Origin of the sequence: Amycolatopsis sp. 2-15 (assembly GCF_030285625.1) — a bacterium.
GTDB lineage: Bacteria > Actinomycetota > Actinomycetes > Mycobacteriales > Pseudonocardiaceae > Amycolatopsis > Amycolatopsis carbonis.
In genome coordinates, this window is the sequence record NZ_CP127294.1 from 7,880,866 (window position 1) to 7,902,459 (window position 21,594).

Below are 21,594 nucleotides of genomic sequence, written 5' to 3' on the forward strand. Positions count from 1 at the left end.
CGCTGCCCGAGCACCGCGTCGCCCGCCGGCCGTCGCGTGAAATCGCCTGAGGACGCGACGCTCGCCGCGTACGCTGCCGGGTATGGAGGCGTTGGTCGTCCGGCTGTCGCAGCTGGATTCGGAGGCCGAGGGCGCGATCCGCGTCGTGATGTTCTACGACACGCTGATCCGCCGGCGCGTCGACCTGGCCGCGCTGGCCCGGGCGTCGGCGGGCCTGGCCGAGTGCGTGGCCGGCATCCGGCTCGACGGCACCGGGCAGACGTTCCGCGTCGCCCCGGACGGCCCCGCGCCCTCCGCCGGCCGCGCGTCGACCACGGTCGCGATCACCCTGGACGACGAGCAGATCGGCGCGGTCTGGCTGGAACGCCCGTCGCCGCTCCCCCTCGACCGGCTGCTGCTGGACCGCCTGGCCATCGCCGCGGCCGCCGTCGTCGAACGCTACGGCCCCGCCCGCACCACCATGGCCGACCCGGCCCTCGTCGAGCTCGCCATCAGCCCCGGCACCGACGACGCCGCCCGCGCGCGGGCCCTGCGCCTGCTCGGCTTCGCGACGGAGGCCCCGGTGCGCGTCGTCGCCGTGCGCTCGCCGCTGCCGCTCGACCAGCTCGGCGCGCTGGTGTGCCCCGCGCGCCCGGTGAAGGCGGCTCCGCTGGGCGAGGTGGGCGTCCTGCTGCTCACCGCCGTCGACGCTTCGCGCTTCCCGCCGGACGTGCGGGCGGGGATCGGGTCTCCGGGGCCGTTGCCGCGCTCGTGGCTGTCCGCGCGGACAGCGCTGCGCTTCACGACCTCACGCCAGCCCGTCGTGGACTACCGCTCGCTGGGCGCGCTGGCCCTGCTCGCGCACGTGCCCGGCGATGCCGCCCGCGACAACACCGACGTGGCCGCCCTGGCCGGCTTGGGCGCCGACGACCACCGAGTTCGCGCGTTCTTCCAGCGTTCACGCCGCGATCATCCGAGGGAGGGCGCGCGTTCGGACCGGGTCGGAACTGTCGGGTGGCCCTGTTCCCCGACCCCAGGACGGATTCCGTGACCGATTCACGCGTTCGCCGGTGGCACCGCAGCCTCCGTCGTCCCCTCGTCGCCGTCGCCGGACCCGTGCTGGTCCTCGGTGCGCTCACCGCGCCCGCGGCCAGTGCGGCACCCGCCGACGACGTCCGGATCAACGAGGTGGTGACGACCGGCGACGTCAACGACTCGATCGAGCTCTACAACAAGGGCACCGCGACCGCCGACCTCTCGGGGTGGATCCTCAAGGACGACGACAACGGCTCGAATTTCAAGATCCCGTCCGGCACCACACTGGCGCCGGGCGCGTTCCGCGCGTTCGACGTGCACGACGAGTTCGGCCTCGGCTCCGAGGACGAGGCGCGCCTGTACCTCGCCAACGGCAGCACCCTCGTCGACAGCTTCAGCTGGGACGACCACTCCGACCCGTCGTGGTCGCGCTGCCCCGACGGCACGGGCTCGTTCCGCCAGGCGTCCGCGCTGACGCTGGGCGGGCCCAACGCGTGTGGCGGCTCGGGCCAGGGCACGTCGCCGGTCGCGTGGCCGGGCAGCGGTTCGGTGTCGACGGCCGACGCGTCGAACGTCTTCGGCGAGGACCTTTCCAGCCTGTACCAAGAGGGCGGCGAGCTGTGGGCGGCCCAGAACTCCGGGAAGCTGTGGCGCCTGGTGTCCAACGGTTCCGGCGGGTGGAAGCCGGACACCGCGTCCGGCTGGTCCTCGGGCAAGAAGCTGCACTTCCCCAACGGCTCGGGCACGCCCGACGACGAGGGCGTCACGGTCACCGGCTCCGGCTCCTCGGCCGGCGTCTTCGTGGCCACCGAGCGCGACGACGACAAGTCCGGCACCAGCCGGCTTTCCGTGCTGCGCTACGACGTCAGCGGCTCGGCGACCACGCTGAACGCGGCCAAGGAGTGGAACCTGACGTCGGACCTGCCGTCCGTCGACTCCAACTCGGGCTTCGAGGGCGTCACCTGGGTGCCGGACGCGTCGCTGACCGCGGCGGGCTTCAAGGACTCCGCCACGGGCGCGGCCTACTCCCCCAGCCGCTACGGCTCGCACACCGGCGGCGTGTTCTTCGTCGGCGTCGAGGGCACGGGCATGATCTACGGCTACGTGCTGCAGGACTCCGGCACGTTCACCCGCGTCGCCTCCTTCAGCAGCGGCATGGACGGCGTGATGGAGCTCCAGTGGGAACCACAGGCCTCCCGCCTGTGGGCCGTCTGCGACGACACGTGCGACGGGCAGCACCGCACCTTCCAGGTGTCGTCGGGCTCCTTCACGACGGCCGCGGTGTACAACCGCCCGAGCGGGATGTCGAACTACAACAACGAGGGCTTCTCCGTCGGCCCCGCGAGCGAATGCTCGGGCGGCTCGAAGCCGGTCTACTGGTCCGACGACAGCAACGACGGCGGGCACGCGTTGAGGAAGGGCAGCATCAGCTGCTGACGTCTTACTGACTGTGGTCCCGGCCGCTTGGCCGGGACCACAGTCGTCTTCAGGCCGGCTTCCGGGCCGCGAGCCGTTCCACGGTCCCGAATTTGAGCCGCTCCGCCCGCGTGATTTCGAAACCCGCCGCGATGACGAGCGGCAGGGGCCTGCGGGTCTGGTGGTCGCCGATCTGACGGAGGGTGACGCGCTCCAGGAGGCGCTGGGCACAGCGCAGCGAGCGGTGGTGGCTGCCGATGTGGTCGAGCAGCAACAGCGCGCCACCCGGACGCAGGACCCTGTGCATCTCGGCGAGGGCGGCGCGGTCGTCGGGAAAGCCGCACAGGCCGAGCGTGCAGACGACGGTATCGAAGCTCGCGTCGGGGAACGGGAGGGCTTCGGCGTCTCCCTCGCGCAGCGTCACGGGCCGGCCGAGGCCGTCGGCGCGGCGCTTCGCCACCTCCAGCATGGCGGGGCTGAGGTCGAGGCCGGTCACGCGGGCACCGGGCGGGTAGCGGCCGAGGTTGAGCCCGGTGCCGATGGCCACTTCCAGCACGTCTCCGCCCGCCTGCGCGCAGACCCATTCACGGCCGCCGGCGAACTGGACGCGTTCGAGGAAGCCGATGCTGCGGTCGTAGTGCGGGGCGTATTTGTCCCATTGAGCGCGGAGCCAGGCGGAGTCGGTCATCCGGCGCGCTCCTCTCGGGCAGTCAGTAGCGCCGGCAAACGTCTTCGGAGGGGTTGAGACACCAGCCGTCGGTGGTCGCCGTGCACGGACTCTGCCCCAGGCACCAGCCGTCGGTCGTTCGGGTGCACGGGGCCGGGCCGAGGCACCAGCCGGGCGGGGCGTCAGCGGAGGCGGTGGCAGGCACGACGACGGTCACCAGGGCGAACGAGCCGGCCAGCAACCCGGCGGTCAGAAATCTACGCATACCGCCGACTCTGCCCGATCCGGGCAGCCCACACCAGCAGCGACCGTGCTTCACCGTGCCGTCAGGACGATCACAACCCGGTCGACCCATTTGCTGTCATTGACGAACACCTTCAGGTCCTGCGCGCGGGAAAACACGCCGACGCGCAGCTCGGCGTGATCGTCCAGGTCCTGCACCACCACTCTGGCCGAGGGCGTCTCGAGAACGCCCTCGAGCTTCAGCACCAGCCCGTCGGTGAACTCCGCCGGAGGTCCGCAATGAAAGACGTCGACGCGAACGGGACCGTCAACCGAGGCGAGGACCGCGACGTAGAGGGAGTCGACATCCAGGTGGAACGGCTCGGTGTCGGAATCCCAGTCTTCGTGGCGGCCCGGCGTCTCGACGTCCTCGACGACGAGGATGCCGTGGTCGAAGAACGCCGTCAGCGCGCCGCCGTAGTCCGAATCGGCAAGCCCGGCACCCGGAAACGCCGCAGATCCCATCGCACTCCCCCATACGTCCGATTCGTCCTGAAGCATCCTACCCAGCGACGACGAACGACAGCGCCGAACTGCCCCGCGTTTGGGATACTCCCCCTCTGCCCCACGAAGGGAGACGGCTGGTGGTGACGCGGGAGCACGACGTCACGGCGCGGCGGTGGCTGCAGCCGGAAGCCGGGGCCGGAACGGGCAGTGACCAGGCGTTCTTCCGGAGACGGCGGGACCTGGTCACCGTGGCCGAGCGGGCCGTGCGCGCGTTGGGGGGGCAGGTGGTGCAGTACCTCGACGTCGCGGACAACGTGGTGCGCCGGGTGACCGTGGACGTCACCGACGGCGGTGAGCGGCTGGCGCGGCTGGACGTGGTCGACAGTGCCGCGCCGTTCGGGTTGACTGTGCGCGAGCTGCAGGTGGCCACGGGCGTCGCGGGTGGGCTGGGCAACCAGGACATCGCCGACGCGCTGCAGTGCTCACGGCGGACCGTGGCGACGCATCTCGAGCACATCTTCACCAAGACCGGCACGAACTCGCGCGTCACCGTGGCGACGCTGCTGGCCGAGCACGACGCCTACGCGGCACCCCTGCCCGACGGCGAACTGGTGCTGCCGGCGACGCTGTTGTCCCTCCTGCACAAGAAACCCCGAGCGAATCCACGCACCACCAAACCCCGCCCGGCGCTCATCGGCGCGGTCTACGCGGCAGCGGCCGGACCGGAGGTCGTGGCGATGCGCCGCGGCGACAAACTGGCCGTCACCGAGCTCAACGCGCGGGGCGGCGTCGCGGGGCGGCAGGTGGAGCACCTCGTGCTCGGGGCGACGCCGGAAGGCCTGCTCGACGCCGTCGAGGAGCTGACGGCGCGCGGCGTGGACGCCGTCGTGTTCGGCAACTTCCCGTTGGGCTACGCGCGCAAAGCCATCGCGACGGCCGCCGCGGCCGGGGCGCCCGTGCTGCACAGCATGACCGGGCCCGCGTTGTCCGACGACGTGCACGCCGACCCGCGCGGCCTCGGCGCCGTGTTCCAGGTCTGTTCCACCGAATCCGCTTACGTGCCAGGGCTTCTGCGCACGCTCCCCCACCTCGACCACGGGCGCCGCCGCCGGCTGGCCGTGCTGCCGCGCGAGAGCACGTTCGACGCGTCGATCCCGGAGCAGGTCGAGCGGCACGCCGCCGCGGCGGGCTGGGAGCTGGTGCTCGCCGAGCCGGTGCCCGACCACACCCGCGACTTCACCAGCGTCGTGCGACAGCTGGAGCGGGCGAAAGCCGACGCCGTCTCGTTGTCGAGCTTCCCGGAGCCGACGCTGCGCGCGTTCCTCACCGCCGCCGAACCGCTGCGCGACCGCACGCTCGTGCACGTCGCCTGGTCGCCGGCCTCCCCCGGTTTCACGGGCCGGTTCCGCTCGCTGTCCGACGGGCTGCTGTGGTCGACGGTGATCGGCAACGTCGACAGCCCCGCCTGCCACGCGTTCGAACAGCGCTACCGCGCGGCCTACGGCGGCGAACCCGGCCTGGGCGCCGCGGCGGTGCACTTCGACATGGTCAACGTGCTCGCCCAGGTGTGGAGCCAGGTCAGCCGGCCGTGGGACTTCGCCGCGGTGCGGCGGCAGCTGCGGTCGGTCGCGTCGTTCGGCGTCACCGGCGCGCACCAGTTCCTCGGCCGCGGCCAGCGCGGCCTCAGCTACCCCGACGACACCGGCGACCCGACCCGCGGCCACCCCCACCTCGTCTACCGCATCGAAGGCGGCACCCACCGCCGCCTGGCCCCGGCGCTGCTCAGCTGAGCCACGACGGCGCGGTGACCGACCCGATGCCGTCCCCGCCGTCCACGGGCACCGAGCGCCCGTTGACCCACGACGCGTCCTCACTCAGCAGCCATGCGACCGCGGCGGCGATCTCGTCGGGACGGCCCAGCCGCCCGCTCACGCTCGCCGCCTCGACACCCTCGACGTACGAGCGCGGCACGGGATTCACCTGCGAGCCGACGTCGACGAACCCCGGCGCGACGGCGTTGCAGCGGATGCCGTCGCGCCCGTGTTCCAGCGCGAACGCCCGCACCAACGCGTCCAAGGCGGCCTTCGACGCGGCGTACACGGCGGTGCCCGGCCGCGCCCGCGTCGCCGCGCCGCTGCTGACGAACACCATCGCCCCGGGCCGGCCCGCGGCCACGCACTCCCGCACGAACTGCGCGCCCGCCGCGAACGCCGAGCGCGCGTTCACTGTCAGGACCCGGTCGAACAGGTCCTCGTCGCCGTTCGACACCGGCGCCGCCGGATAGAGCCCCGCCGCGTGCACGAGCGCGTCGAACCCACCGTGCTCACTCTGCAACCGGGCCACCGCCGAAGCCACCTGGGGCCGCGCCAGATCCAGCTCGGGCAGGTCCGCGCCGACGACCGTCCACCCGTCCGAGGTCAGCCGCGAGCCGATGGCCCGGCCGAGCCCACCGCGGGAACCCAGCAGCAGCGCCGATTTCGCCACCGGTCACCGTCCTTCGAGGACCGGCCGGAACCGCCTGGCGACGTCCACGCAACGCTCGAACGCCACACCCAGCGCCCGGCAGCCGACGACGAACCGCTCCAGCGCTGCCATCCGCGCACCGCGCCCGACGACCTGCGGGTGCAGCGTCACGGTGACCACGCCGTCGGGCACGGTCTCGGTCATGTAGCGTACGTCTCGCAGGAACCGCTCGAACATCGCGTCCGCGTCCTGCAGCCCCGGCATTACGCCCTGTGGCAGGCGCAGGTACTCCAGGTGCGGGTAGTCGTCGAGCGTCCACGACACCGGGAGCTCGACGATCGAGGAAGCGGCCCCGAACCGATAGGCACGGTCGGGATCGTTGAAGTCCCCCGAACGCGCGAAGTACGGCTCGAAATCCGTGCCCATCAACGAAGAGTCGTACTCCACGCCGAGCTCGCCGAGGATCTCGATCGTGTTGTCGGTGAAGTCCCAGCTCGGTGTCCGGTGCCCGGCGGGCGGCGCGCCGGTGAGCTCCTCGATCAACGCCGCCGAGCGCCGGTTCACGGCCAGCTCGGCGTCACGATCCAAAGTGGACACAGGTTCGTGCGCGTAGCCGTGCAGCGCGATCTCGTGCCCCGCCGCGGCAACGGCCGAGCACTGCGCCGGATACGTCTCCAAAGTATGTCCGGGAATGAAAAACGTCGACGGTACCGAGTGGCGCCCCAGCAGGTCCAGGATGCGGCCGATCGCGTACGCGCCGAACTCCCCGCGCGACACCGGCCCGGGCGTCACCTGACCGCGCGCGATCCACAGGGAGATGGCGTCGAAGTCGAACGTCAAGCAGACAGTGGGGCTCATGCGACGGCGGCCTCCTCGGGCTCGAACTCGGTGCGGACGGCCACGTCGGCGCGGTTGCCGTCGAAGAGCCGGTCGAGGTCCCAGCGGGTGTAGGCGTGCCGGCTCGGCGGGCCGGGCGCGATCCAGAGCACGCGCTCGGTCAGGTCCATGACCAGCGAGTACACCGTGCAGAACTTCTCGGACGCAGGCACGTCCGGGTCAGGGTGGCGGCAGATGCCGTCCGGGAACGACCACTCGTCGCGCAGCGTCGCCACGACGTCGGCCACCCGCACGCGCCGCTCGTCCAGCGCGGGCTCCAGCAGGTGCCGGGCCCGGGCCGGCCGCAGCTGCGTCAACGCGCTCGTGGCCGCTTTCTTGTCCTGCAGCGGAAGGTTCGCCTGGAAGTGGTTGGAGTGCGTGATCAGCCCCTGCTCCGGCAGCAGCGTGCCGAAGACACCGGGCGCGAGCTCGAAGTCGACGGACTCGCCGCCCGCGTCGGCGAGCAGCACGTTGCCCGAGGAGATGCGCTCGACGGGCAGCAACCGCTTGTGCGCCACGGACATCGTCGGCGACTGCAGCACGCCGCGCAGCAGGTAGTGGTACGGCACGCCGCGCCCGCCGTGGTCGAGGTCGGAGATCAGCAGGTTCGCGCACACGCCCAGGCCCGCCGAGTTGAGGCCGCTCTTGGCGAACATGCCCGCCTCGGTCAGCGACAGCACGGAGAACCCGGACTCGTCGCGCGTGGCCAGCAGGAACGTGACCTCGGCCTGCTCCGGGTGCCAGTCCCAGTTCTGCGCGAGCAGCGTGTGACCGTCGGCGGTGTAGCGCGGCAGCACGGACACCGACGTGCAGCCTTCGTCGCGGTATCCGGTGCCGTAGAGCATTTCGGTGCGGGCGTTGAGGGCGGCCAGGCGGTGCGCCGGGTGGCCGGAGCCTTCGGCCATGCCGTGGAGCATCGCCGCGATCTCGGGGACGTAGGACTCGGCGACGTCGAGGTAGATCCGGCCCCAGCGGTCGATGTCGGCCTCCGACAGGCCGGCGTCGTCGTGGAAGCGGCCGACGTAGGTGGCGAGGCTGCGTTCGATGAGCTCGGCGGTCTGCGCACCGAGCTGCTCGCCCATCTGCCGGTAGCTGCCCTGCACGACGATCATTCGCGGAGTGGTCATGGCGGTGCTCATTTCAGCTCGGTCCGGTAGGTCTCGGGCATCCGGCAGACGGCCACGAAGGTGATGATCGCCGCGGCGGTCGGGAGTGCGGCCACCACGAGCGCGTTGCCGGTGGCGTCGATCAGCGCGGTGGCGATGAAGCCGGCGGTGCCGCCGAAGGCCATGACGGAGAAGTTGTAACCGATGCCCAGCGCCGAGTAGCGGACGTTGGTGGGGAACAGCTCGGCCAGCGCCGCCGGCCCGGGTCCGGAGAACGCGGCGAGGACGAGCGCGATGAGGATCTGGCCGAGGTAGGCGCCGGCCGTGCTGCCGGTCTGGAACAGCCACATCACCGGGAACGTCAGCACGATGAAGCCACCGGACCCGATGAGCAGCAACGGTTTGCGCCCGATCCGGTCGGACAGCACACCGAAGAGGTAGATGGCGACGGTCAGCACCACGAGCGCGACGAGGTTCGAGGCCTCGACCGTGCCGGAGTCGAGTTTCACCTGCGTTTTCAGGTGCGTCGGCAGGTAGGTGAGGAAGAAGAAGTACGCGACGGTCCAGCTCACGGTGAAGAAGAAGCCCAGCGCCATGGCGGATTTCTGCGTGCGCAGGGCCAGCCGCAGCGGGCTCGCGCTCACCTCGCCCGCGGCCTTCTCCGCACGGTAGAGGGGCGTGTCTTCGAGGCCGAAGCGCAGCACGAGCGCCACGACGGCCGTCAGCGCACCGACCAGGAACGGGACGCGCCACCCGAAGTCCTTCATGCTCTGCTCGGTCCAGAACAGCGAGTTGAGCGCGACGACCCCGGCGGCCACGAGGAAGCCGGCGGCGGTGCTGACCTGGTTGAGGCTGCCGTAGCGGCCGCGGGCCTTCGGAGGGGCGTACTCGACGAGCATCGTCGCCGACCCCGCCCACTCGCCCGCGACCGCGAAGCCCTGGAACAGGCGCAGCACCACGAGCAGGATCGGGGCGGCCAGGCCGATCGTCGCGTAGCCGGGCAGCAGGCCGACCAGCACGGTCGCGGCGCCCATGAGGATCACGCTCAGGATCAGCGCGGGCCGGCGGCCGACCTTGTCGCCGATGTGACCGAACACCACCGTGCCCACCGGCCGGGCGAGGAAACCGACCGCGAACACGGCGAACGTCGAGAGCAGCGACGAGAACGAGTCACCGGCGAAGAACTGCGCGGACAGGTAGACGGCCGAGTACGCGTAGACAAGGTTGTCGTACTGCTCCAGGAGATTGCCGATGCTGCTCGAGACGACGGCCCTCAGCTGGAGTCTCGGGGTGTCCGCCTCCGTGGCGGCGTGCGCGGGGTGCGCGGTCATGGTTCCTCCTCGGGAAGGGTCAGGACGCCGCCAGGTACCCGCCGTCGACGGGCACCAGCGCGCCCGTGACGAACGAGGACTCCGGGCCGGCGAGGAAGGCGAGCACGTCGGCGAGCTCGCCGAGTTCACCCGCGCGCGCCATCGGGGCACCGTCGACGCGGGCGCGCAACGCCTCGGGCGGCAGGTGTTCCAGTAGCGCCGTGCGGAACACCCCGGGCAGCACCGCGTTCACGCGGATCCCCCGCGGCGCGAGCTCCACGGCGGCGACCTTGGTCAGCTGGTGCACCGCGGCCTTGCTCATCTGGTAGGCCACGGACGACGGCACGGTCCCCTCGCCCCCGGGGGGCGTGGTGACGCCGTAGATGGAGCCCACGTTCACGACCGCGCCCCGGGTAGCGGCGAGGTCGTCGGCGAAGGTCTTGATGCCGCGCCACGGGCCGAACGCGTTCACGGCCAGCACGCGGGCGAAGTCGTCGTCGGAGGTGGACAGCAGGTCGTCGCGCGCGCTGACGCCCGCGTTGTTCACCAGCAGCCCGACGCTCCCGAAGTGCTCGTGCACGTGGTCGCGCAGCCGCTCCCACGACGCCGGGTCGGTCACGTCGAGATGCACCCGGTCCTTGTCGGCGCCGTCGAACCGCAGGTCGGCGCGGACGACGGTCGCCCCCGCACGGGCCAAGCGGTCCGCGAAGCCGGCCCCGAGCCCTCCGGCCGCGCCGGTCACCACCGCCAGCGTGTCCACTCGTGTCTCCTCCCGATCGACGACGGTGCCGGGGAAGGTAGGCGGGCGGGCCCGGCCCGGCATCGGTCGTTCGACCGATGCGCGTCGCCACGGGGGTTGACTCGGCTGCGAAGATCGCAGCGACCACTGGGGGTCGGGATGTGGGATCTGCTGCACGCGTGGCGCGAATGGTTCGCCGGCCACGACACGGCGCAGCTGCGCGTGTTCGGCCTCGCCGTGTTGTGGTGGGGCCGGATCGGGAAGACGCTGGAGTTCCTCGGCGGGTTGACGGTCGTCATCGACCTGCTGGGGCGCAAGCGGATGGAGACCTTCCACGCTTCGTTGCGCCACCGGCGCCGGAGGCTGGCGCGGTGGGTGCCCTACTGGGTGTGGGCTGTTCTGCGCCGCCCGGTCCCGGCCGGCGCGGCCCCGGTCGCGGCCCGCCCGGAAGCGCACGAGAAGGGGCTGCGGGTGGCGTGGTTCACCGGCACCGCCGTACTGGCGTTCTTTCTCTTCGCCGAAACTCACTACGCGTACGCACCGCCGAACGACCCCATGCCCTTGCCGATCGAGCTGATGCTCATCGTCATCCTCTCCCCACTCGTCGGGGGCGTTGTGCTGGGCGGCGGCGGGTACGTGCTGGGGTTGCTGCTGGTCGAGGCGTTCGTGGTGACCACGCTCGGGCAGCTCAGGACCCGCGAAGGTCTCGAGTCGCGACTGAAATGGATCGGCCTGGCCATCTTTGTCTTCGGGTTCTCGATGGACCTGCTCTCGTCGTAGGGTCGGGCGCATGGCGATGCTGCAGTTCGACGACGAAGGCGCGAAGCGCACCGACCGGCTGTACGCGAGCCCGGACGTCGTGGCGCAGCGAAACGTGGTGCTGGCGCTGCTGGCGCCGCGGCCGGGCGAGCGGGTGCTGGACGTCGGGTCGGGGCCGGGGTACCTGCTGGAGTCGATCGCGCGGGCGGTGGGCCCTTCGGGCGCGGCGCACGGGCTCGACCCGAGCGCCGCGATGAACGCGCTGGCCGCCGCGCGCACCGGAGAGCTGCCGTGGGTGCACCTGGACGAGGGCGACGCGACCGCGCTGCCCTACCCGGACGACACGTTCGACGCGGCCGTGTCCACGCAGGTCTACGAGTACGTGCCCGATGTGCCGGCCGCCCTGGCGGAGCTGCGCCGCGTGCTCAAGCCCGGCGGGCGGGCGCTGATCCTCGACACCGACGCCGACTCGCTCGTGTGGCACACCTCCGACCTCGAACGGCACCGCCGGGTCCTCGACGCGTGGGACGAGCACCTCGCGCACCCGCGCCTGCCGCGCGAGCTGTCCGCGCTGCTGAAGCGCGCGGGCTTCAGCGTGACCGGGCACCACGTGCACCCGATCCTGAACCCCGAGCTGACACCGGATTCCTTCAGCGCGACCCAGATGCACATCGTCGCCGAGTTCGTCGCCGGCCGCCGCGGGGTCACGACGGCCGAGGCCGAAGCGTGGCTCGCCGACCTGCGGGAGCGGGCCGACCGCAATGCGTACTTCTACAGCCTCAACCGGTACCTGTTCACCGCGGTCGCCCCGTGACATCCACCGTCCGCCGCAACGACAGATCGGCCGGGTTCACGGACGTCGGGGCTCGCGCCGAGGTAGACCTGCGGCAGGACGGCGCCCGCGCGGGAGCCGGTGTTGGTCACGGTCACGCCGACGTTCAGGCCGCCGCGCGGATCCGGCAGCACGGTCGCGTCGCGGTAGGCGAAGGACGGGTAGGTGAGCCCGAAACCGAAGCGGAACAACCGCTTCACGTGGTTCGTGTCGTACCAGCGGTAACCCTGTACCACCAGCGCGCGGACGTGCCGGTTCTGTCGTTCCCCGGCACGGACCGCCCGAACCTGATGGACTTCGCTTACTTCTCGTTCACCGTCGGTTCCTCTTTCGCGGCGTCCGATGTGAAGGTCCAGGACCGGCAGCTGCACTACACGGTCCTGGTCCACGGCGTCGTGTCGTTCTTCTGCAACACGGCCATCCTGGGCACGGCGATCGGCGTGTTCACCCAGATCTGAACCGGGTGCTCACGCGTCGAAGATCGCGGCCAACGTCCACATCAGAGCGATGAGCACGAGCGCCCCGACGAAGAGAAGCCCGGCGCCCACGTATACCCACGCCACGGTCGTCATCACGCTCAGGTGCAGGACGCCGGCCACGCCCAGTGCCGCGAGCACGGCCGTCCCCACCGCGGCGAGGACGGCGAGTGCGAGGGGAACCACCGGCACGGGGTCCAGTGACACGACCGAGACCAGCTCCGGCGGAACCCGAGCGGTGCGCTCCAGCGCGATCATCCCGGCCAGGACCGCCCCGATGACGAGGGCCGCCACGAGCAGGAGGAGGAACTCGCCGGTGCCGGCGGGCGGGCCGCTCGGCGCCTCGGAGACGATCTCGATCCCACCCCACAGGGCCGCGACCATCCCCGCCACCGCGGCGAAGCCCACGAACAGGCTGCTCGTTTCGAAGCCCCGGGACCCCCACCGGCAGGCCGCCCGGTAGCAGACCGTGCTCACCACGAACCCGAGCACCATCGCGCCGCTGCCGGCGACCAGCAGCCACCAGTACGCGGTGCCCGGAGCACCCACGACCGCCGCCTGCGCCACCGCCGGAATCCGCCCCATTGTCCCAAATTACGGCCCCGCGCCGGGCGGGACAAGCAGGTTTCGGGCGCGGCTCAGCCCGCGACCTCCTGCTGCCACCGCGTGATCCAGGCGGAGAGGTTCTTGGAGATCGCTTCGCTGTCGAGCTGGATCAGCGACGAGATCTCCTGCTGGCCGTAGGGCACGTAGTTCGCGCTCAGGAACTGCTGCGGCAGCGTCACCTTGCTGTTCGTGGGGCCTTCCGCGATCGCTTGCACGAACTTCCCGTTGACGGCCGAGGAGATCTGGAAGTCCAGGTACGCGTGGGCGTCCTTCGCGCGGCTGCTCGCCGCGGGCAGGCACATCGCGGACAGGATCGCGGTGGCGCCTTCCTGGGGCCGGACGAACGCGACGGGCGCGCCGCTGGATTTCAGGGCGCTCGTGCGGTCGGCGTACCAGACGCCGATGTCGGCCTCGCCGCTCGTGAGCAGCTTGCTCATCTCGTCGGGAGTGCTGTAGATGGCGGCGAGATTCGGCTTCAGCGACGCGATCGCGGCGAAACCCCGGTCGATCGCGGTCTCGCTGCCGCCGTTGAGCCGGGCGGCCATGGCCAGGAAGTGGTAGCCGGCGGTGCCGCTGACGTTCGAGATCGCGACCTTGCCGCGGTACTTCGGGTCCCACAGGTCTTTCCACGACTTCGGCGGCGTCTTCACGCGCTCGGTGTGGTAGACGATGCCGGTCATCGACGCGAGCTCGGCGACCCAGTAGCCGCCGGAGTCCACCGCGAGCGGGTACAGCTCGGACAGCGACGGCAGCTGCGCGCGGTCGAGCTTCTGCAGCAGCCCGGCGGCTTTCGCCTGGTACAGCGGCGCCAGGTCGAGGTAGGCGAGGTCGAACGCGTTGTTCGCGGCGCGCATCTTGGTCAGCGCGTCGCTCGAGATCGCGGTGATCAGGTCGACGCCGACGCCGGTCTTGGTGGTGTACGCATCGGCGACGGTGCTCTGCACGGCGCTCTGGAACGTGCCGCCGAAGCTGTTGATCTTCAGCCCGCCACCGGACGAGCCGGGTTTGCCCGCCATGTTGGGGCCACAGGCGGTGAGCACGGCGGCGCCCGCCGCGGCGCCGGTGAGCCGGAGGAAGCCCCGGCGGTCGAGGGTCGGCATGGTGGTCTCCTAGCTGGTCGGCACGGTGGGGAGCTAGTGCAGGGAACGGCCGCCGTCGAGCGCGAGCGTCGCGCCGGTGGCGTAGCGGTTGGTGGCGAGCAGCACCACGGCCTCGGCGATCTCGGCCGCTTCGGCGGTGCGTTTCACCAGGTACGGTTCGAAGTTCCGCACGGCCGCGCGCGCCTCGCCACCGCGCTGCTCCTGGGTGCGGCGCGCGAGCGGGGTGTCGACGAGGCCCGGGCACACGCAGTTCACGCGAATGCCCTGCGGCGCGTGGTCGATCGCCATCGCCCGTGTCAGCCCGACCACCGCGGCTTTCGACGCGACGTAGGCGGGCATCTCCGGGATCGCGCGCAACGCGGCCGCCGAGGCGACGTTCACGATCGCTCCCCCACCGGTCATCAACGGGATGAACGCGCGCGCCGTGCGCCACACGCCGGTGACGTTCACGTCGAAGGCGCGCGTCCAGTCCTCTTCGGACACCGTGAGCACGTCGCCGACGGCGACCACGCCCGCGCAGTTCACCAGCACGTCGCACCGGCCGTGCTCGGCGGCCACCCGGACGGCCAGCGCGGCGACACTGTCCGAAGAGGACACATCCGTGGGTGGCGAAGCCGCCACATCGGCCACGACGACCGAGAAGCCGCGCTTCGCCAGCCCTTCCACCACCGCCGCGCCGATGCCGCTCGCGCCGCCCGTGACCACGGCGACCCCGGTCACGGCGCCAGCCCCGCTTCCGCGAGCAGCGCCGGCCGCACGCGGTCCGCGTAGTCCGCGCAGGACACGAACTCACCCGTGCCGGCGGCCAGGATGTGCTTGATCGTCTCCTCCAGCGCCCACAGCCGCGACGGGCGTCCGATCACCTGCGGGTGCATGGCCAGCATGAAGTGGGTGCCCTCCTCCTGCGAAATCCCGTCGTACTCGCGCGTCCACGACTCGGCGACGGCCGAGGGCGCCGCCATCGTGCGGCCCGGCAACCGGTTGCTGTAGAGGAAGAACGGCGCGTCGTCGAGGACCCACGCGAAGGGCAGCTCGACGATCGAGGTGGTGCGTCCCTGGTCGGCCAGCAGGTGCGCGGTGTCGGCGTCGAAGAGGTTCGACGAGAACGTCATCCCGAACTGTTCCAGGTACCGCACCGAATCCGCGGTCAGCTCGCCCGCCGGCGAGCGCCAGCCGCGCGGCTCGCGCCCGGTCGCCTTCACGATCGCGTCCCAGCCCTTGTGGAACTCCTCAAGCTCGGCCTCGGGTCCCAGCTTGTCCGACCATTCGTGGGTGTAACTGTGGTGCTCGATCACGATCCCGGCTTCGAGGATGGCCTCGATCTGCGCCGGGTACCGTTCGACCACGAGGCCCGGCACGAAAAACGTCGCCGCGAGCTCGTACCGCTTGAGCAGCGCCAGGATCCGCGCCAGCCCGACCTTCGGCCCGTAGTGGCCCTGCGACAGCCAGACCGGCTTCCGGTCACCGGCCGGGTCGCGTGCGGTCCACAGCAGCTCGGCGTCGAGGTCGAAGGTCAGCAGAACGGGAGTGGGCATCGGCGGCGCTCCTAACGCGACGGGGACAGGGCGGGCACGAGCGGCAGGCGGAACACGCGGTCCTGGAACGTCGCGGCGTAGGACATCAGCACGTCCTCCGAGCCGGGCCGCCCGATCAGCTGCAGCCCGACGGGCATCGACCGGACGGTGCCGCACGGCACCGTCACCGCCGGGAAACCGGTGTAGTTGAGCAGGAACGTGAAGGCCACGAACCCGCGTCGCGCGTCTTCCGGCAGTTCGAGATCACCGTCGGGGATCCGGGGCGCGGTGAACGGCACGGTCGGCGTGGCCACCACGTCCACGCCCTCGAGCAGGCGTTCCAGATGTTCCACGGCCTTCAGCTGGGTCTCGACCGCGGCCGAGTACGCGGCGCCGGTGACGGCCGAGCCGCGCGCGAACTGGTGCCGGCCGTAGTCGGTCAGCAGCGCGTTGGCCTTCTCGTCGCGGAAGATCTCCTCGCCGCCGGTGGAGAACCGGTCGGCCTGCATCATGTCGTAGAACGCCTCGCTGAACCGCGGCGAGTCCAGGCTGGGCACCGATTCGTCGAGCCGGCCACCGCCTTCGCGGGCGAACCCGGCGGCGGCTTCGTAAGCCGTGGCCACGACTTCGCCGTCCGCGCCGGGTACGCCGCTGTCGCCGATCCACCGCACGCGCGGCGTCACCGGAATCCCGGCCGGCTGCCGGATCCCGGTCGGCAGCAGGCCGCGGCTGAGCCCGTCGCCGGCGTACGGTCCGGCCATCACCTGGTACAGCACATGCGCGTCTCGTGCGTCGAGTGTGATCGGACCACCGGCGGAGAACCGGCGCGTGCCGATGCGGCCGCCGGTTCGGGGCAGCGCACCACGCGAGGGCAGCAGGCCGACGCAGCCGCACAACGCGGCGGGCACGCGGATCGAGCCGCCGCCGTCGCTGCCCACCGCGATCGTGGTCAGCCCGGCCGCGATCGACGCCGCCGCGCCCCCGCTCGACCCGCCCGTGGTGCAGGCGGGGTCCCACGGGTTGCGCGTTTCGGGCTGCAGGTCGTTGACCGTGCGGATGTAGATCGCGAACTCGGGGGTGTTGGTCTTCCCGACGAGGATCCCGCCGGCCCGGCGGATCCGGTGCACCAGTTCGGCGTCGCGGTCGGGCACGTGGTGGTCGTAGACGCGCGAACCGTAGGTCGTGCGCACGCCGCGGGTGTCGAACACGTCCTTGACGGAGAACGGCACGCCCCACAGCGGCCCGGGTTCCTCGCCGGCGGCGCGGCGGCGGTCCAGCTCGCGGACCTGTTCGCGCGCGTGCTCTTCGTCGACGGTGAGGAACGCGTGCAGCGACGCGTCGGTCTTCCCGATGCCGGCCAGTGTCTCGTCGAGGACCTCACCGGCGGAGAGCACCCCGTCGACGACGGCGTTGCGGAGCTCGAGCGCTCGTTCGGGAATCATGACCATCCTCCCCAGATGGACCAGCCGCCGTCGACGGACAGCGTCTGGCCGGTGATGTAGGACGCGTCGCGCGAGAGCAGGAACCGCGCGGCGGTGGCGATTTCGCGGGGCTCGCCGAGCCGGCCCAGTGGGGTGCGCTGCAGCACCTGGCCCTCGTCGAGCAGCCCGCGGGTGAAGTTGGTGCGTACCAAGGGAGTCAGGATGGTGCCGGGAGCGATCGCGTTCACGCGCACGCCGTCGGGCGCCCACTCGGCGGCCAGCTGTCGGGTCAGGCCTTCGAGCGCGGCCTTGGTGGCGCCGTAACCCGCGCGGCCGGTCAGCGCCCGGCCGGCGGCGAGGCTCGACATCGTCACCACGGCGCCGCGCGCGGCCACGAGGTGCGGCCGCGCCGCCCGCAGCAGCCGCGTCGCGCCGAGCAGGTGCGTTTCGAGCAGCGTGGCCCAGTCGTCGTCACCGAGCTCGGCGAACGTTTTGGTGAGCCCGGTCCCGGCGTTGCTGACCACCCCGTCGAGGCGGCCGAACCGCTCGACGGCGGCGCGTACCAACGCTTGCGCCACCGCGGGTTCCCGCATGTCGCCCGCGACGGGCGCGGCGGCGGCGCCTTCGCCGCCGACCAGCTCGACCGTCTCGGCCAGCCCCGCGTCGGCTTCGAGGCCGTGGACGACAACGTCCCAGCCGCAGCGCGCCAGCTCGACCGCGCAGGCCCGGCCGATGCCCGACGACGACCCGGTCACCACCGCCACCGGCCGCGTGCCCTCAGCGCTCATCCTGGGTGCCCCCTCGCGTCACGAGCCCGACGAGCAGCGCGGAGACCAGCACGATCACGGTCGAGACCGCGGCGATCGTCGGATTGTTCGAGTACTGGACGTAGGTGAAGATCGTGATCGGCAGCGTGGTGAACCCGCTGCCGGTGAGGAACAGCGTGACCACCGCTTCGTCGAACGAGATGACGAACGCGAACACCGCGCCGCCGACGATCGCGCCGCGCAGCGACGGCAGCACGATCCGGCCGAACGTGCGCAGCGCGCCGGCTCCGAGCGAACGCGAAGCCTCCTCCAGCGCCGGATCGAGGCGCCGCAGCCCGGCCAGCACCGACCGCGTGACGAAGGGCGAGGCGATGATCACGTGCGCCAGCAGGCCGCCGGGAAAGGTCCCGAGCCAGCCCGACAACGACAGCGCGAACAGGATGCCGAGCCCCAGCACCACCCCGGGCAGCAGGATCGGCGACAGCAGCACCTGTTCCAGTGCCCCGGTCACGGCGCCGGGGCGGCGCACGATCGCGTAGCTCGCGAGCACGCCCGCCACGACGCTGAGCACCGTGGTCGTGGCCGCGAGCTCCAGGCTGGTCCACAGCGCCTCGAGGAACTTGGGGTCGTCCGCGGCCGCCGCGAACCATTTGAGCGTGAAGCCCTGTGGCGGGAAGGTGAGGTACCCGGTCTCGGTGACCGACGAGCCGATCGCGACCGCCAGCGGCGCCAGGGCGAAGACCACGATCACGGCGATCACCACGCCGAACAGGATCGTGCCCGCCCGCCGGCGCTCACCCGCGCGTCGCACGACGCACCGCCCAGGTCTGCAGGGACAGGATCACGAAGGTGATCACCAGCAGCACGACACCCAATGCCGAAGCGAGTGGCCAGTCCTGCGCTGTCGTGGCCTGCTGGTAGATCACCGTGACGATCGTGGACACCTTGCCGCCGCCCAGCATCTGCGGCGTGATGAGCGCGCTCATGCTCGTCACGAACGTCAGCGCCGACCCGGCGGCCAGGCCATCGAGCGACTGCGGGAACGTCACGCGCCGGAACACCTGCCCCGGCGGTGAACCCATGGCCGCGGCCGCTTCCTCCGTGCGGCGGTCCAGCGCCGACAACGCGGCGACGAGGCTGATGACCATGAACGGGAAGTAGGTGTGCACGAGCCCGACCACGACGCCGGTCGGCGTGTTCAGCAGCTTCACCGACGACAGCCCGACGGCGTCGAGCGCGCGCTGCAGGAACCCGTCACTGCCGAGCAGCACCTGCCAGCCGAACGTCTTCACGACCACGCTGGTGAGCATCGGGATCGTCACCACGGCCATGAGCGGACCGCGCAGCCGCCGCGGGCCGCGCGTGATCGCCAGCGCGAGCGGATACCCGATCAGCGCGGAGATCACGGTGGTCGCGAGCGCGAGGCCGAGCGTGCGCAGGATCAGGTTGCCGTACAGCGGCGTGGTGAAGATCGTGAGGAACTGCTCGAAGGTGAAACCCCACGTCTGCCCGCCGGCGGCGTCGAAGTGCTCGAACGAGAACCGGACCACGAAGTAGAGCGGGACCGCGAACCCGACGGCGAAGATCACCAGCATCGGCAGCAGGAGCAGCAAGACCCGGCGGGACGGGGCTTTCCGGGCCTTTCCGGTGGCGCGCGGCGGCGTGGCCGGTCGGGTGAGCGTGGCCGTCATGCGCCGGCTCCGCGTGGAAGGAGCACGGCGTCGCGCGCGTCGACACGCAGCGAAACCTGTTGTCCCGCCTCGAACCGAGTGCTCGCCGTGCCGGTGACGAGGGCTTGGATCCTGGTTCCGGCGGCGTCGGCCTGCACGACGAGCGAGCTGCCGTAGAAGAAGCTCTCGGCGATCGTCGCGGCCAGTAGCCCGGGCCCGGCCGGGGCCGGCGGCTCGATCCGCACGTCCTCGGGACGCACGAGCACCACGACGTCCGCGCCCGGAGCGGCTTCGTCGCCGGTGACCAGCACGCCCGCGGCCGTGGTGACCTCGGTCAGCTCGCCGGTCGCGGTCACGGTGCCGGACAGCAGGTTCGCGTCGCCGGCGAAGCCCGCCATGAACGCGTTGACCGGGCGCCGGTAGACCTCGCGCGGGGTGTCGAGCTGCTCGATCCGGCCTTCGCGCAACACGGCCATCCGGTCGGCCATGCCGAAGGCCTCCTGCCGGTCGTGCGTGACCATGATCGTCGTGGTCCCGGTGCGCTGCTGCAGCCGCCGGATCTCCTCGCCCACCTCGCGGCGCAGGTTGGCGTCGAGGTTCGACAGCGGCTCGTCGAGCAGCAGCAGCTCGGGGTCCATCGCCAGCGCCCGGGCCAGCGAGACGCGTTGCTGCTGCCCGCCGGACAGGCGCGCCGGGCGTTTGCCGGCGTGCCCGGCCAGCTGCACGAGCTCGACCAGCTCGGCCACGCGGGCCTTGATGGCGGCGCGGCCTTTCTTCTGCACTTTCAGCGGGTACGCGATGTTGTCCGCGACGGACAGGTGCGGGAAGAGCGCGTAGCTCTGGAAGACCAGGCCGATGTTGCGGCGGTGAACCGGCACGCCGGCGAGGTCGCGCCCGTGCAGCAGCAGTTGTCCGGCGGCCGGCTCGGCGAACCCGGCGATGGTGCGGATCATCGTCGTCTTGCCCGACCCGCTGGGCCCGAGCAACGCGATCAGCTCGCCGCGGCGCACCGACAAGTCGATTTCGTGCAGCACGCGTGTGGCGCCGTAGTCGACCGTGACGCCGCGCATGGCCAGCACGACGTCGGCTTCCGTCCGGGCGTCCGCCGCGGCCACGTCCGCGGCCCGGCTCCGAGTGGTGGCGGGCATGCGCACCTCCGCTTCGTTGTGGAGTGCCATCCGAGCTTCCTAGCATCTGGTCAGACCAGATGCTAGGTTGATGGGAGCCATCATTCATCGGCGCCCGGGCGGGGTCAAGACGTTCCCTCCGACCGGCTCGCCCCCGTCGACCTCACGCGGGTGGGCACGAGAGGATTGCGGAATGTTCACCCCCGTCACCAAGGGCCGGGCCTTCGAATCGGTCGTCGCCCAGATCGAGGCCGCCATCTACGGGGGCCAGTTCAAGGCCGGCGACTACCTGCCGTCGGAGCGCGCGCTGGTCGAGCAGTTCTCCGTCGGCCGGTCCACCGTGCGGGAAGCGCTGCGCATCCTGGAGAACATGGGGCTGATCAAGACCAGCCCCGGCAGCCACAAGGGACCCCGCGTCTCGGCGTCGATGACCGAGGGCATCTCGCGGATGCTCAACGGCGCGGTGAAGGTGGAGCAGATCTCGCTCGTCGACCTCGTGCAGTACCGCATGATGACCGGGTCCACGGCCAACTTCCTCGCCGCGCACCTGCGCACGCAGGAGCACCTGGACGAGATGGCCGAGGCGATCCGGCTCATGGCCGAGGTCGAGCCCGGCGACACCGAGGCGTTCGCGCGCGCCGACGCCCAGTTCCACGCCGCGATCCGCAAGGCGGCGGGCAACGCGCTGATGGACATCATCAACGACGTGATCGAAGAGGCCATAGTGGACCTCGTTCGCGACACTGTGGACTCTTCGACGGAGACGGACGAGGTGCGCGCCGAGTTCGTCCGCACGCACCAAGCGGTCTACGACGCGATCGAGCGCGGTGACGCCGAGACCGCTGCATCGATGTCGCGCCACAGTCTCGCGGCCGTGTACGGGCAGAGCCTGTCGGCCGAGGAACGGCGCCGACTGGAATTGCTCGACGCGTCGGTCCGCTCGGAGTAGGTCACCCCCGCCCCGCAGAAGTCCCCGTCAAAGCCTCAGTCGAAGAGGAGACG

General features: G+C 71.5%; 25 protein-coding genes. 7 read left to right on the forward strand and 18 right to left on the reverse strand.

All coding sequences use genetic code 11. The features are described from left to right. Window positions 1–82 precede the first annotated feature (82 nt). Complete coding sequence (locus tag QRX50_RS39020) at window positions 83–1,030, forward strand: PucR family transcriptional regulator (RefSeq protein ID WP_285968082.1); 948 nt, start codon at window positions 83–85, stop codon at window positions 1,028–1,030. Beyond that, window positions 1,027–2,451 (forward strand): lamin tail domain-containing protein, encoded by a 1,425-nt coding sequence (locus tag QRX50_RS39025; RefSeq protein ID WP_285968083.1) that lies wholly within the window; start codon window positions 1,027–1,029, stop codon window positions 2,449–2,451. Before QRX50_RS39020 ends, QRX50_RS39025 begins: the two co-directional genes overlap by 4 nt. Before the next feature lie 49 nt (window positions 2,452–2,500). Here QRX50_RS39025 and QRX50_RS39030 read toward each other — a convergent pair whose 3' ends face one another. From QRX50_RS39030 to QRX50_RS39040, 3 genes are read right to left on the reverse strand one after another with little or no spacing between them, the layout of a single operon-like run. After that, window positions 2,501–3,118 carry a class I SAM-dependent methyltransferase gene (locus QRX50_RS39030; protein WP_285968084.1) on the reverse strand — a complete coding sequence of 206 codons (618 nt, stop codon included), beginning with the start codon at window positions 3,116–3,118 and terminating at the stop codon, window positions 2,501–2,503. A gap of 22 nt (window positions 3,119–3,140) precedes the next feature. Continuing rightward, complete coding sequence (locus QRX50_RS39035; RefSeq protein WP_285968085.1) at window positions 3,141–3,362, reverse strand: hypothetical protein; 222 nt, start codon at window positions 3,360–3,362, stop codon at window positions 3,141–3,143. Between the two features lie 50 nt (window positions 3,363–3,412). Then, entirely contained in the window at window positions 3,413–3,880 is a 468-nt protein-coding gene (locus QRX50_RS39040) for a hypothetical protein (protein WP_285968086.1), read from the reverse strand. Window positions 3,881–3,963: 83 nt separating this feature from the next. Between QRX50_RS39040 and QRX50_RS39045 the strand changes: the two genes are divergently transcribed. Further along, the gene (locus tag QRX50_RS39045; protein ID WP_285968087.1) at window positions 3,964–5,616 is read left to right on the forward strand and encodes an ABC transporter substrate-binding protein; all 1,653 of its coding nucleotides are present in this window, start codon (window positions 3,964–3,966) and stop codon (window positions 5,614–5,616) included. Here the strand turns inward: QRX50_RS39045 and QRX50_RS39050 are convergent. Genes QRX50_RS39050 through QRX50_RS39070 form a run of 5 tightly spaced genes read right to left on the reverse strand, consistent with a single transcriptional unit; the run spans window position 5,609 to window position 10,341 of the window. Then, on the reverse strand, window positions 5,609–6,310 hold the full coding sequence (locus QRX50_RS39050) for an SDR family NAD(P)-dependent oxidoreductase (RefSeq protein WP_285968088.1): 702 nt from the start codon (window positions 6,308–6,310) through the stop codon (window positions 5,609–5,611). The genes QRX50_RS39045 and QRX50_RS39050 overlap by 8 nt on opposite strands. Before the next feature lie 3 nt (window positions 6,311–6,313). Next, complete coding sequence (locus QRX50_RS39055) at window positions 6,314–7,147, reverse strand: polysaccharide deacetylase family protein (RefSeq protein WP_285968089.1); 834 nt, start codon at window positions 7,145–7,147, stop codon at window positions 6,314–6,316. Beyond that, a complete protein-coding gene (locus QRX50_RS39060; RefSeq protein ID WP_285968090.1) occupies window positions 7,144–8,292 on the reverse strand; it encodes a C45 family autoproteolytic acyltransferase/hydrolase in 1,149 nt (382 codons plus the stop codon). Before QRX50_RS39060 ends, QRX50_RS39055 begins: the two co-directional genes overlap by 4 nt. Before the next feature lie 8 nt (window positions 8,293–8,300). Next, window positions 8,301–9,602 carry an MFS transporter gene (locus tag QRX50_RS39065; protein WP_285968091.1) on the reverse strand — a complete coding sequence of 434 codons (1,302 nt, stop codon included), beginning with the start codon at window positions 9,600–9,602 and terminating at the stop codon, window positions 8,301–8,303. Between the two features lie 19 nt (window positions 9,603–9,621). Further along, complete coding sequence (locus tag QRX50_RS39070) at window positions 9,622–10,341, reverse strand: SDR family NAD(P)-dependent oxidoreductase (protein WP_285968092.1); 720 nt, start codon at window positions 10,339–10,341, stop codon at window positions 9,622–9,624. 138 nt (window positions 10,342–10,479) lie between these two features. Here QRX50_RS39070 and QRX50_RS39075 point away from each other — a divergent pair, with 138 nt between their 5' ends. Both QRX50_RS39075 and QRX50_RS39080 read left to right on the forward strand, forming a co-directional pair. Next, a complete protein-coding gene (locus QRX50_RS39075) occupies window positions 10,480–11,100 on the forward strand; it encodes a hypothetical protein (protein WP_285968093.1) in 621 nt (206 codons plus the stop codon). A gap of 10 nt (window positions 11,101–11,110) precedes the next feature. After that, window positions 11,111–11,893: a methyltransferase domain-containing protein gene (locus tag QRX50_RS39080; protein WP_285968094.1), complete on the forward strand. Its 783-nt coding sequence runs from the start codon at window positions 11,111–11,113 to the stop codon at window positions 11,891–11,893. Here QRX50_RS39080 and QRX50_RS39085 read toward each other — a convergent pair. Next, window positions 11,851–12,111, reverse strand: a complete 261-nt coding sequence (locus QRX50_RS39085; protein ID WP_285968095.1) for a hypothetical protein — start codon at window positions 12,109–12,111, stop codon at window positions 11,851–11,853. The genes QRX50_RS39080 and QRX50_RS39085 overlap by 43 nt on opposite strands. A gap of 48 nt (window positions 12,112–12,159) precedes the next feature. On the opposite strand from QRX50_RS39085, the gene QRX50_RS39090 reads away from it, so the two are divergent. Continuing rightward, complete coding sequence (locus QRX50_RS39090; RefSeq protein WP_285968096.1) at window positions 12,160–12,369, forward strand: DUF1345 domain-containing protein; 210 nt, start codon at window positions 12,160–12,162, stop codon at window positions 12,367–12,369. A gap of 9 nt (window positions 12,370–12,378) precedes the next feature. Here the strand turns inward: QRX50_RS39090 and QRX50_RS39095 are convergent, their stop codons facing one another. From QRX50_RS39095 to QRX50_RS39135, 9 genes are read right to left on the reverse strand one after another with little or no spacing between them, the layout of a single operon-like run. Further along, window positions 12,379–12,972 carry a hypothetical protein gene (locus QRX50_RS39095; protein ID WP_285968097.1) on the reverse strand — a complete coding sequence of 198 codons (594 nt, stop codon included), beginning with the start codon at window positions 12,970–12,972 and terminating at the stop codon, window positions 12,379–12,381. Window positions 12,973–13,025: 53 nt separating this feature from the next. Next, a complete protein-coding gene (locus tag QRX50_RS39100) occupies window positions 13,026–14,093 on the reverse strand; it encodes an ABC transporter substrate-binding protein (protein WP_285968098.1) in 1,068 nt (355 codons plus the stop codon). A 33-nt stretch (window positions 14,094–14,126) separates the two neighbouring features. Then, complete coding sequence (locus QRX50_RS39105) at window positions 14,127–14,813, reverse strand: SDR family NAD(P)-dependent oxidoreductase (RefSeq protein WP_285968099.1); 687 nt, start codon at window positions 14,811–14,813, stop codon at window positions 14,127–14,129. Further along, window positions 14,810–15,628: a polysaccharide deacetylase family protein gene (locus tag QRX50_RS39110; protein ID WP_285968100.1), complete on the reverse strand. Its 819-nt coding sequence runs from the start codon at window positions 15,626–15,628 to the stop codon at window positions 14,810–14,812. Before QRX50_RS39110 ends, QRX50_RS39105 begins: the two co-directional genes overlap by 4 nt. An 11-nt stretch (window positions 15,629–15,639) precedes the next feature. Then, complete coding sequence (locus tag QRX50_RS39115) at window positions 15,640–17,049, reverse strand: amidase (protein ID WP_285968101.1); 1,410 nt, start codon at window positions 17,047–17,049, stop codon at window positions 15,640–15,642. Then, complete coding sequence (locus tag QRX50_RS39120; protein ID WP_285968102.1) at window positions 17,046–17,816, reverse strand: SDR family NAD(P)-dependent oxidoreductase; 771 nt, start codon at window positions 17,814–17,816, stop codon at window positions 17,046–17,048. Before QRX50_RS39120 ends, QRX50_RS39115 begins: the two co-directional genes overlap by 4 nt. After that, complete coding sequence (locus QRX50_RS39125) at window positions 17,806–18,606, reverse strand: ABC transporter permease (RefSeq protein WP_285968103.1); 801 nt, start codon at window positions 18,604–18,606, stop codon at window positions 17,806–17,808. The genes QRX50_RS39120 and QRX50_RS39125 overlap by 11 nt, the downstream gene beginning before the upstream one ends. Beyond that, entirely contained in the window at window positions 18,590–19,486 is an 897-nt protein-coding gene (locus QRX50_RS39130; RefSeq protein WP_285968104.1) for an ABC transporter permease, read from the reverse strand. The genes QRX50_RS39125 and QRX50_RS39130 overlap by 17 nt, the downstream gene beginning before the upstream one ends. Beyond that, a complete protein-coding gene (locus QRX50_RS39135; RefSeq protein WP_285968105.1) occupies window positions 19,483–20,643 on the reverse strand; it encodes an ABC transporter ATP-binding protein in 1,161 nt (386 codons plus the stop codon). The genes QRX50_RS39130 and QRX50_RS39135 overlap by 4 nt, the downstream gene beginning before the upstream one ends. A gap of 142 nt (window positions 20,644–20,785) precedes the next feature. On the opposite strand from QRX50_RS39135, the gene QRX50_RS39140 reads away from it, so the two are divergent. After that, window positions 20,786–21,541 (forward strand): FadR/GntR family transcriptional regulator, encoded by a 756-nt coding sequence (locus QRX50_RS39140; protein WP_285968106.1) that lies wholly within the window; start codon window positions 20,786–20,788, stop codon window positions 21,539–21,541. Window positions 21,542–21,594 lie beyond the last annotated feature (53 nt).

Excerpts from the sequence above, each read along its gene's own strand:
- QRX50_RS39020 (WP_285968082.1), top strand. The coding sequence starts at position 83 with ATGGAGGCGTTGGTCGTCCGGCTGTCGCAGCTGGATTCGGAGGCCGAG.
- QRX50_RS39055 (WP_285968089.1), bottom strand. The coding sequence starts at position 7,147 with ATGAGCCCCACTGTCTGCTTGACGTTCGACTTCGACGCCATCTCCCTG.
- QRX50_RS39040 (WP_285968086.1), bottom strand. The coding sequence starts at position 3,880 with ATGCTTCAGGACGAATCGGACGTATGGGGGAGTGCGATGGGATCTGCG.
- QRX50_RS39065 (WP_285968091.1), bottom strand. The coding sequence starts at position 9,602 with ATGACCGCGCACCCCGCGCACGCCGCCACGGAGGCGGACACCCCGAGA.
- QRX50_RS39075 (WP_285968093.1), top strand. The coding sequence starts at position 10,480 with ATGTGGGATCTGCTGCACGCGTGGCGCGAATGGTTCGCCGGCCACGAC.
- QRX50_RS39115 (WP_285968101.1), bottom strand. The coding sequence starts at position 17,049 with ATGATTCCCGAACGAGCGCTCGAGCTCCGCAACGCCGTCGTCGACGGG.
- QRX50_RS39030 (WP_285968084.1), bottom strand. The coding sequence starts at position 3,118 with ATGACCGACTCCGCCTGGCTCCGCGCTCAATGGGACAAATACGCCCCG.
- QRX50_RS39130 (WP_285968104.1), bottom strand. The coding sequence starts at position 19,486 with ATGACGGCCACGCTCACCCGACCGGCCACGCCGCCGCGCGCCACCGGA.
- QRX50_RS39095 (WP_285968097.1), bottom strand. The coding sequence starts at position 12,972 with ATGGGGCGGATTCCGGCGGTGGCGCAGGCGGCGGTCGTGGGTGCTCCG.
- QRX50_RS39035 (WP_285968085.1), bottom strand. The coding sequence starts at position 3,362 with ATGCGTAGATTTCTGACCGCCGGGTTGCTGGCCGGCTCGTTCGCCCTG.
- QRX50_RS39140 (WP_285968106.1), top strand. The coding sequence starts at position 20,786 with ATGTTCACCCCCGTCACCAAGGGCCGGGCCTTCGAATCGGTCGTCGCC.
- QRX50_RS39080 (WP_285968094.1), top strand. The coding sequence starts at position 11,111 with ATGGCGATGCTGCAGTTCGACGACGAAGGCGCGAAGCGCACCGACCGG.
- QRX50_RS39060 (WP_285968090.1), bottom strand. The coding sequence starts at position 8,292 with ATGACCACTCCGCGAATGATCGTCGTGCAGGGCAGCTACCGGCAGATG.
- QRX50_RS39120 (WP_285968102.1), bottom strand. The coding sequence starts at position 17,816 with ATGAGCGCTGAGGGCACGCGGCCGGTGGCGGTGGTGACCGGGTCGTCG.
- QRX50_RS39100 (WP_285968098.1), bottom strand. The coding sequence starts at position 14,093 with ATGCCGACCCTCGACCGCCGGGGCTTCCTCCGGCTCACCGGCGCCGCG.
- QRX50_RS39135 (WP_285968105.1), bottom strand. The coding sequence starts at position 20,643 with ATGGCACTCCACAACGAAGCGGAGGTGCGCATGCCCGCCACCACTCGG.
- QRX50_RS39110 (WP_285968100.1), bottom strand. The coding sequence starts at position 15,628 with ATGCCCACTCCCGTTCTGCTGACCTTCGACCTCGACGCCGAGCTGCTG.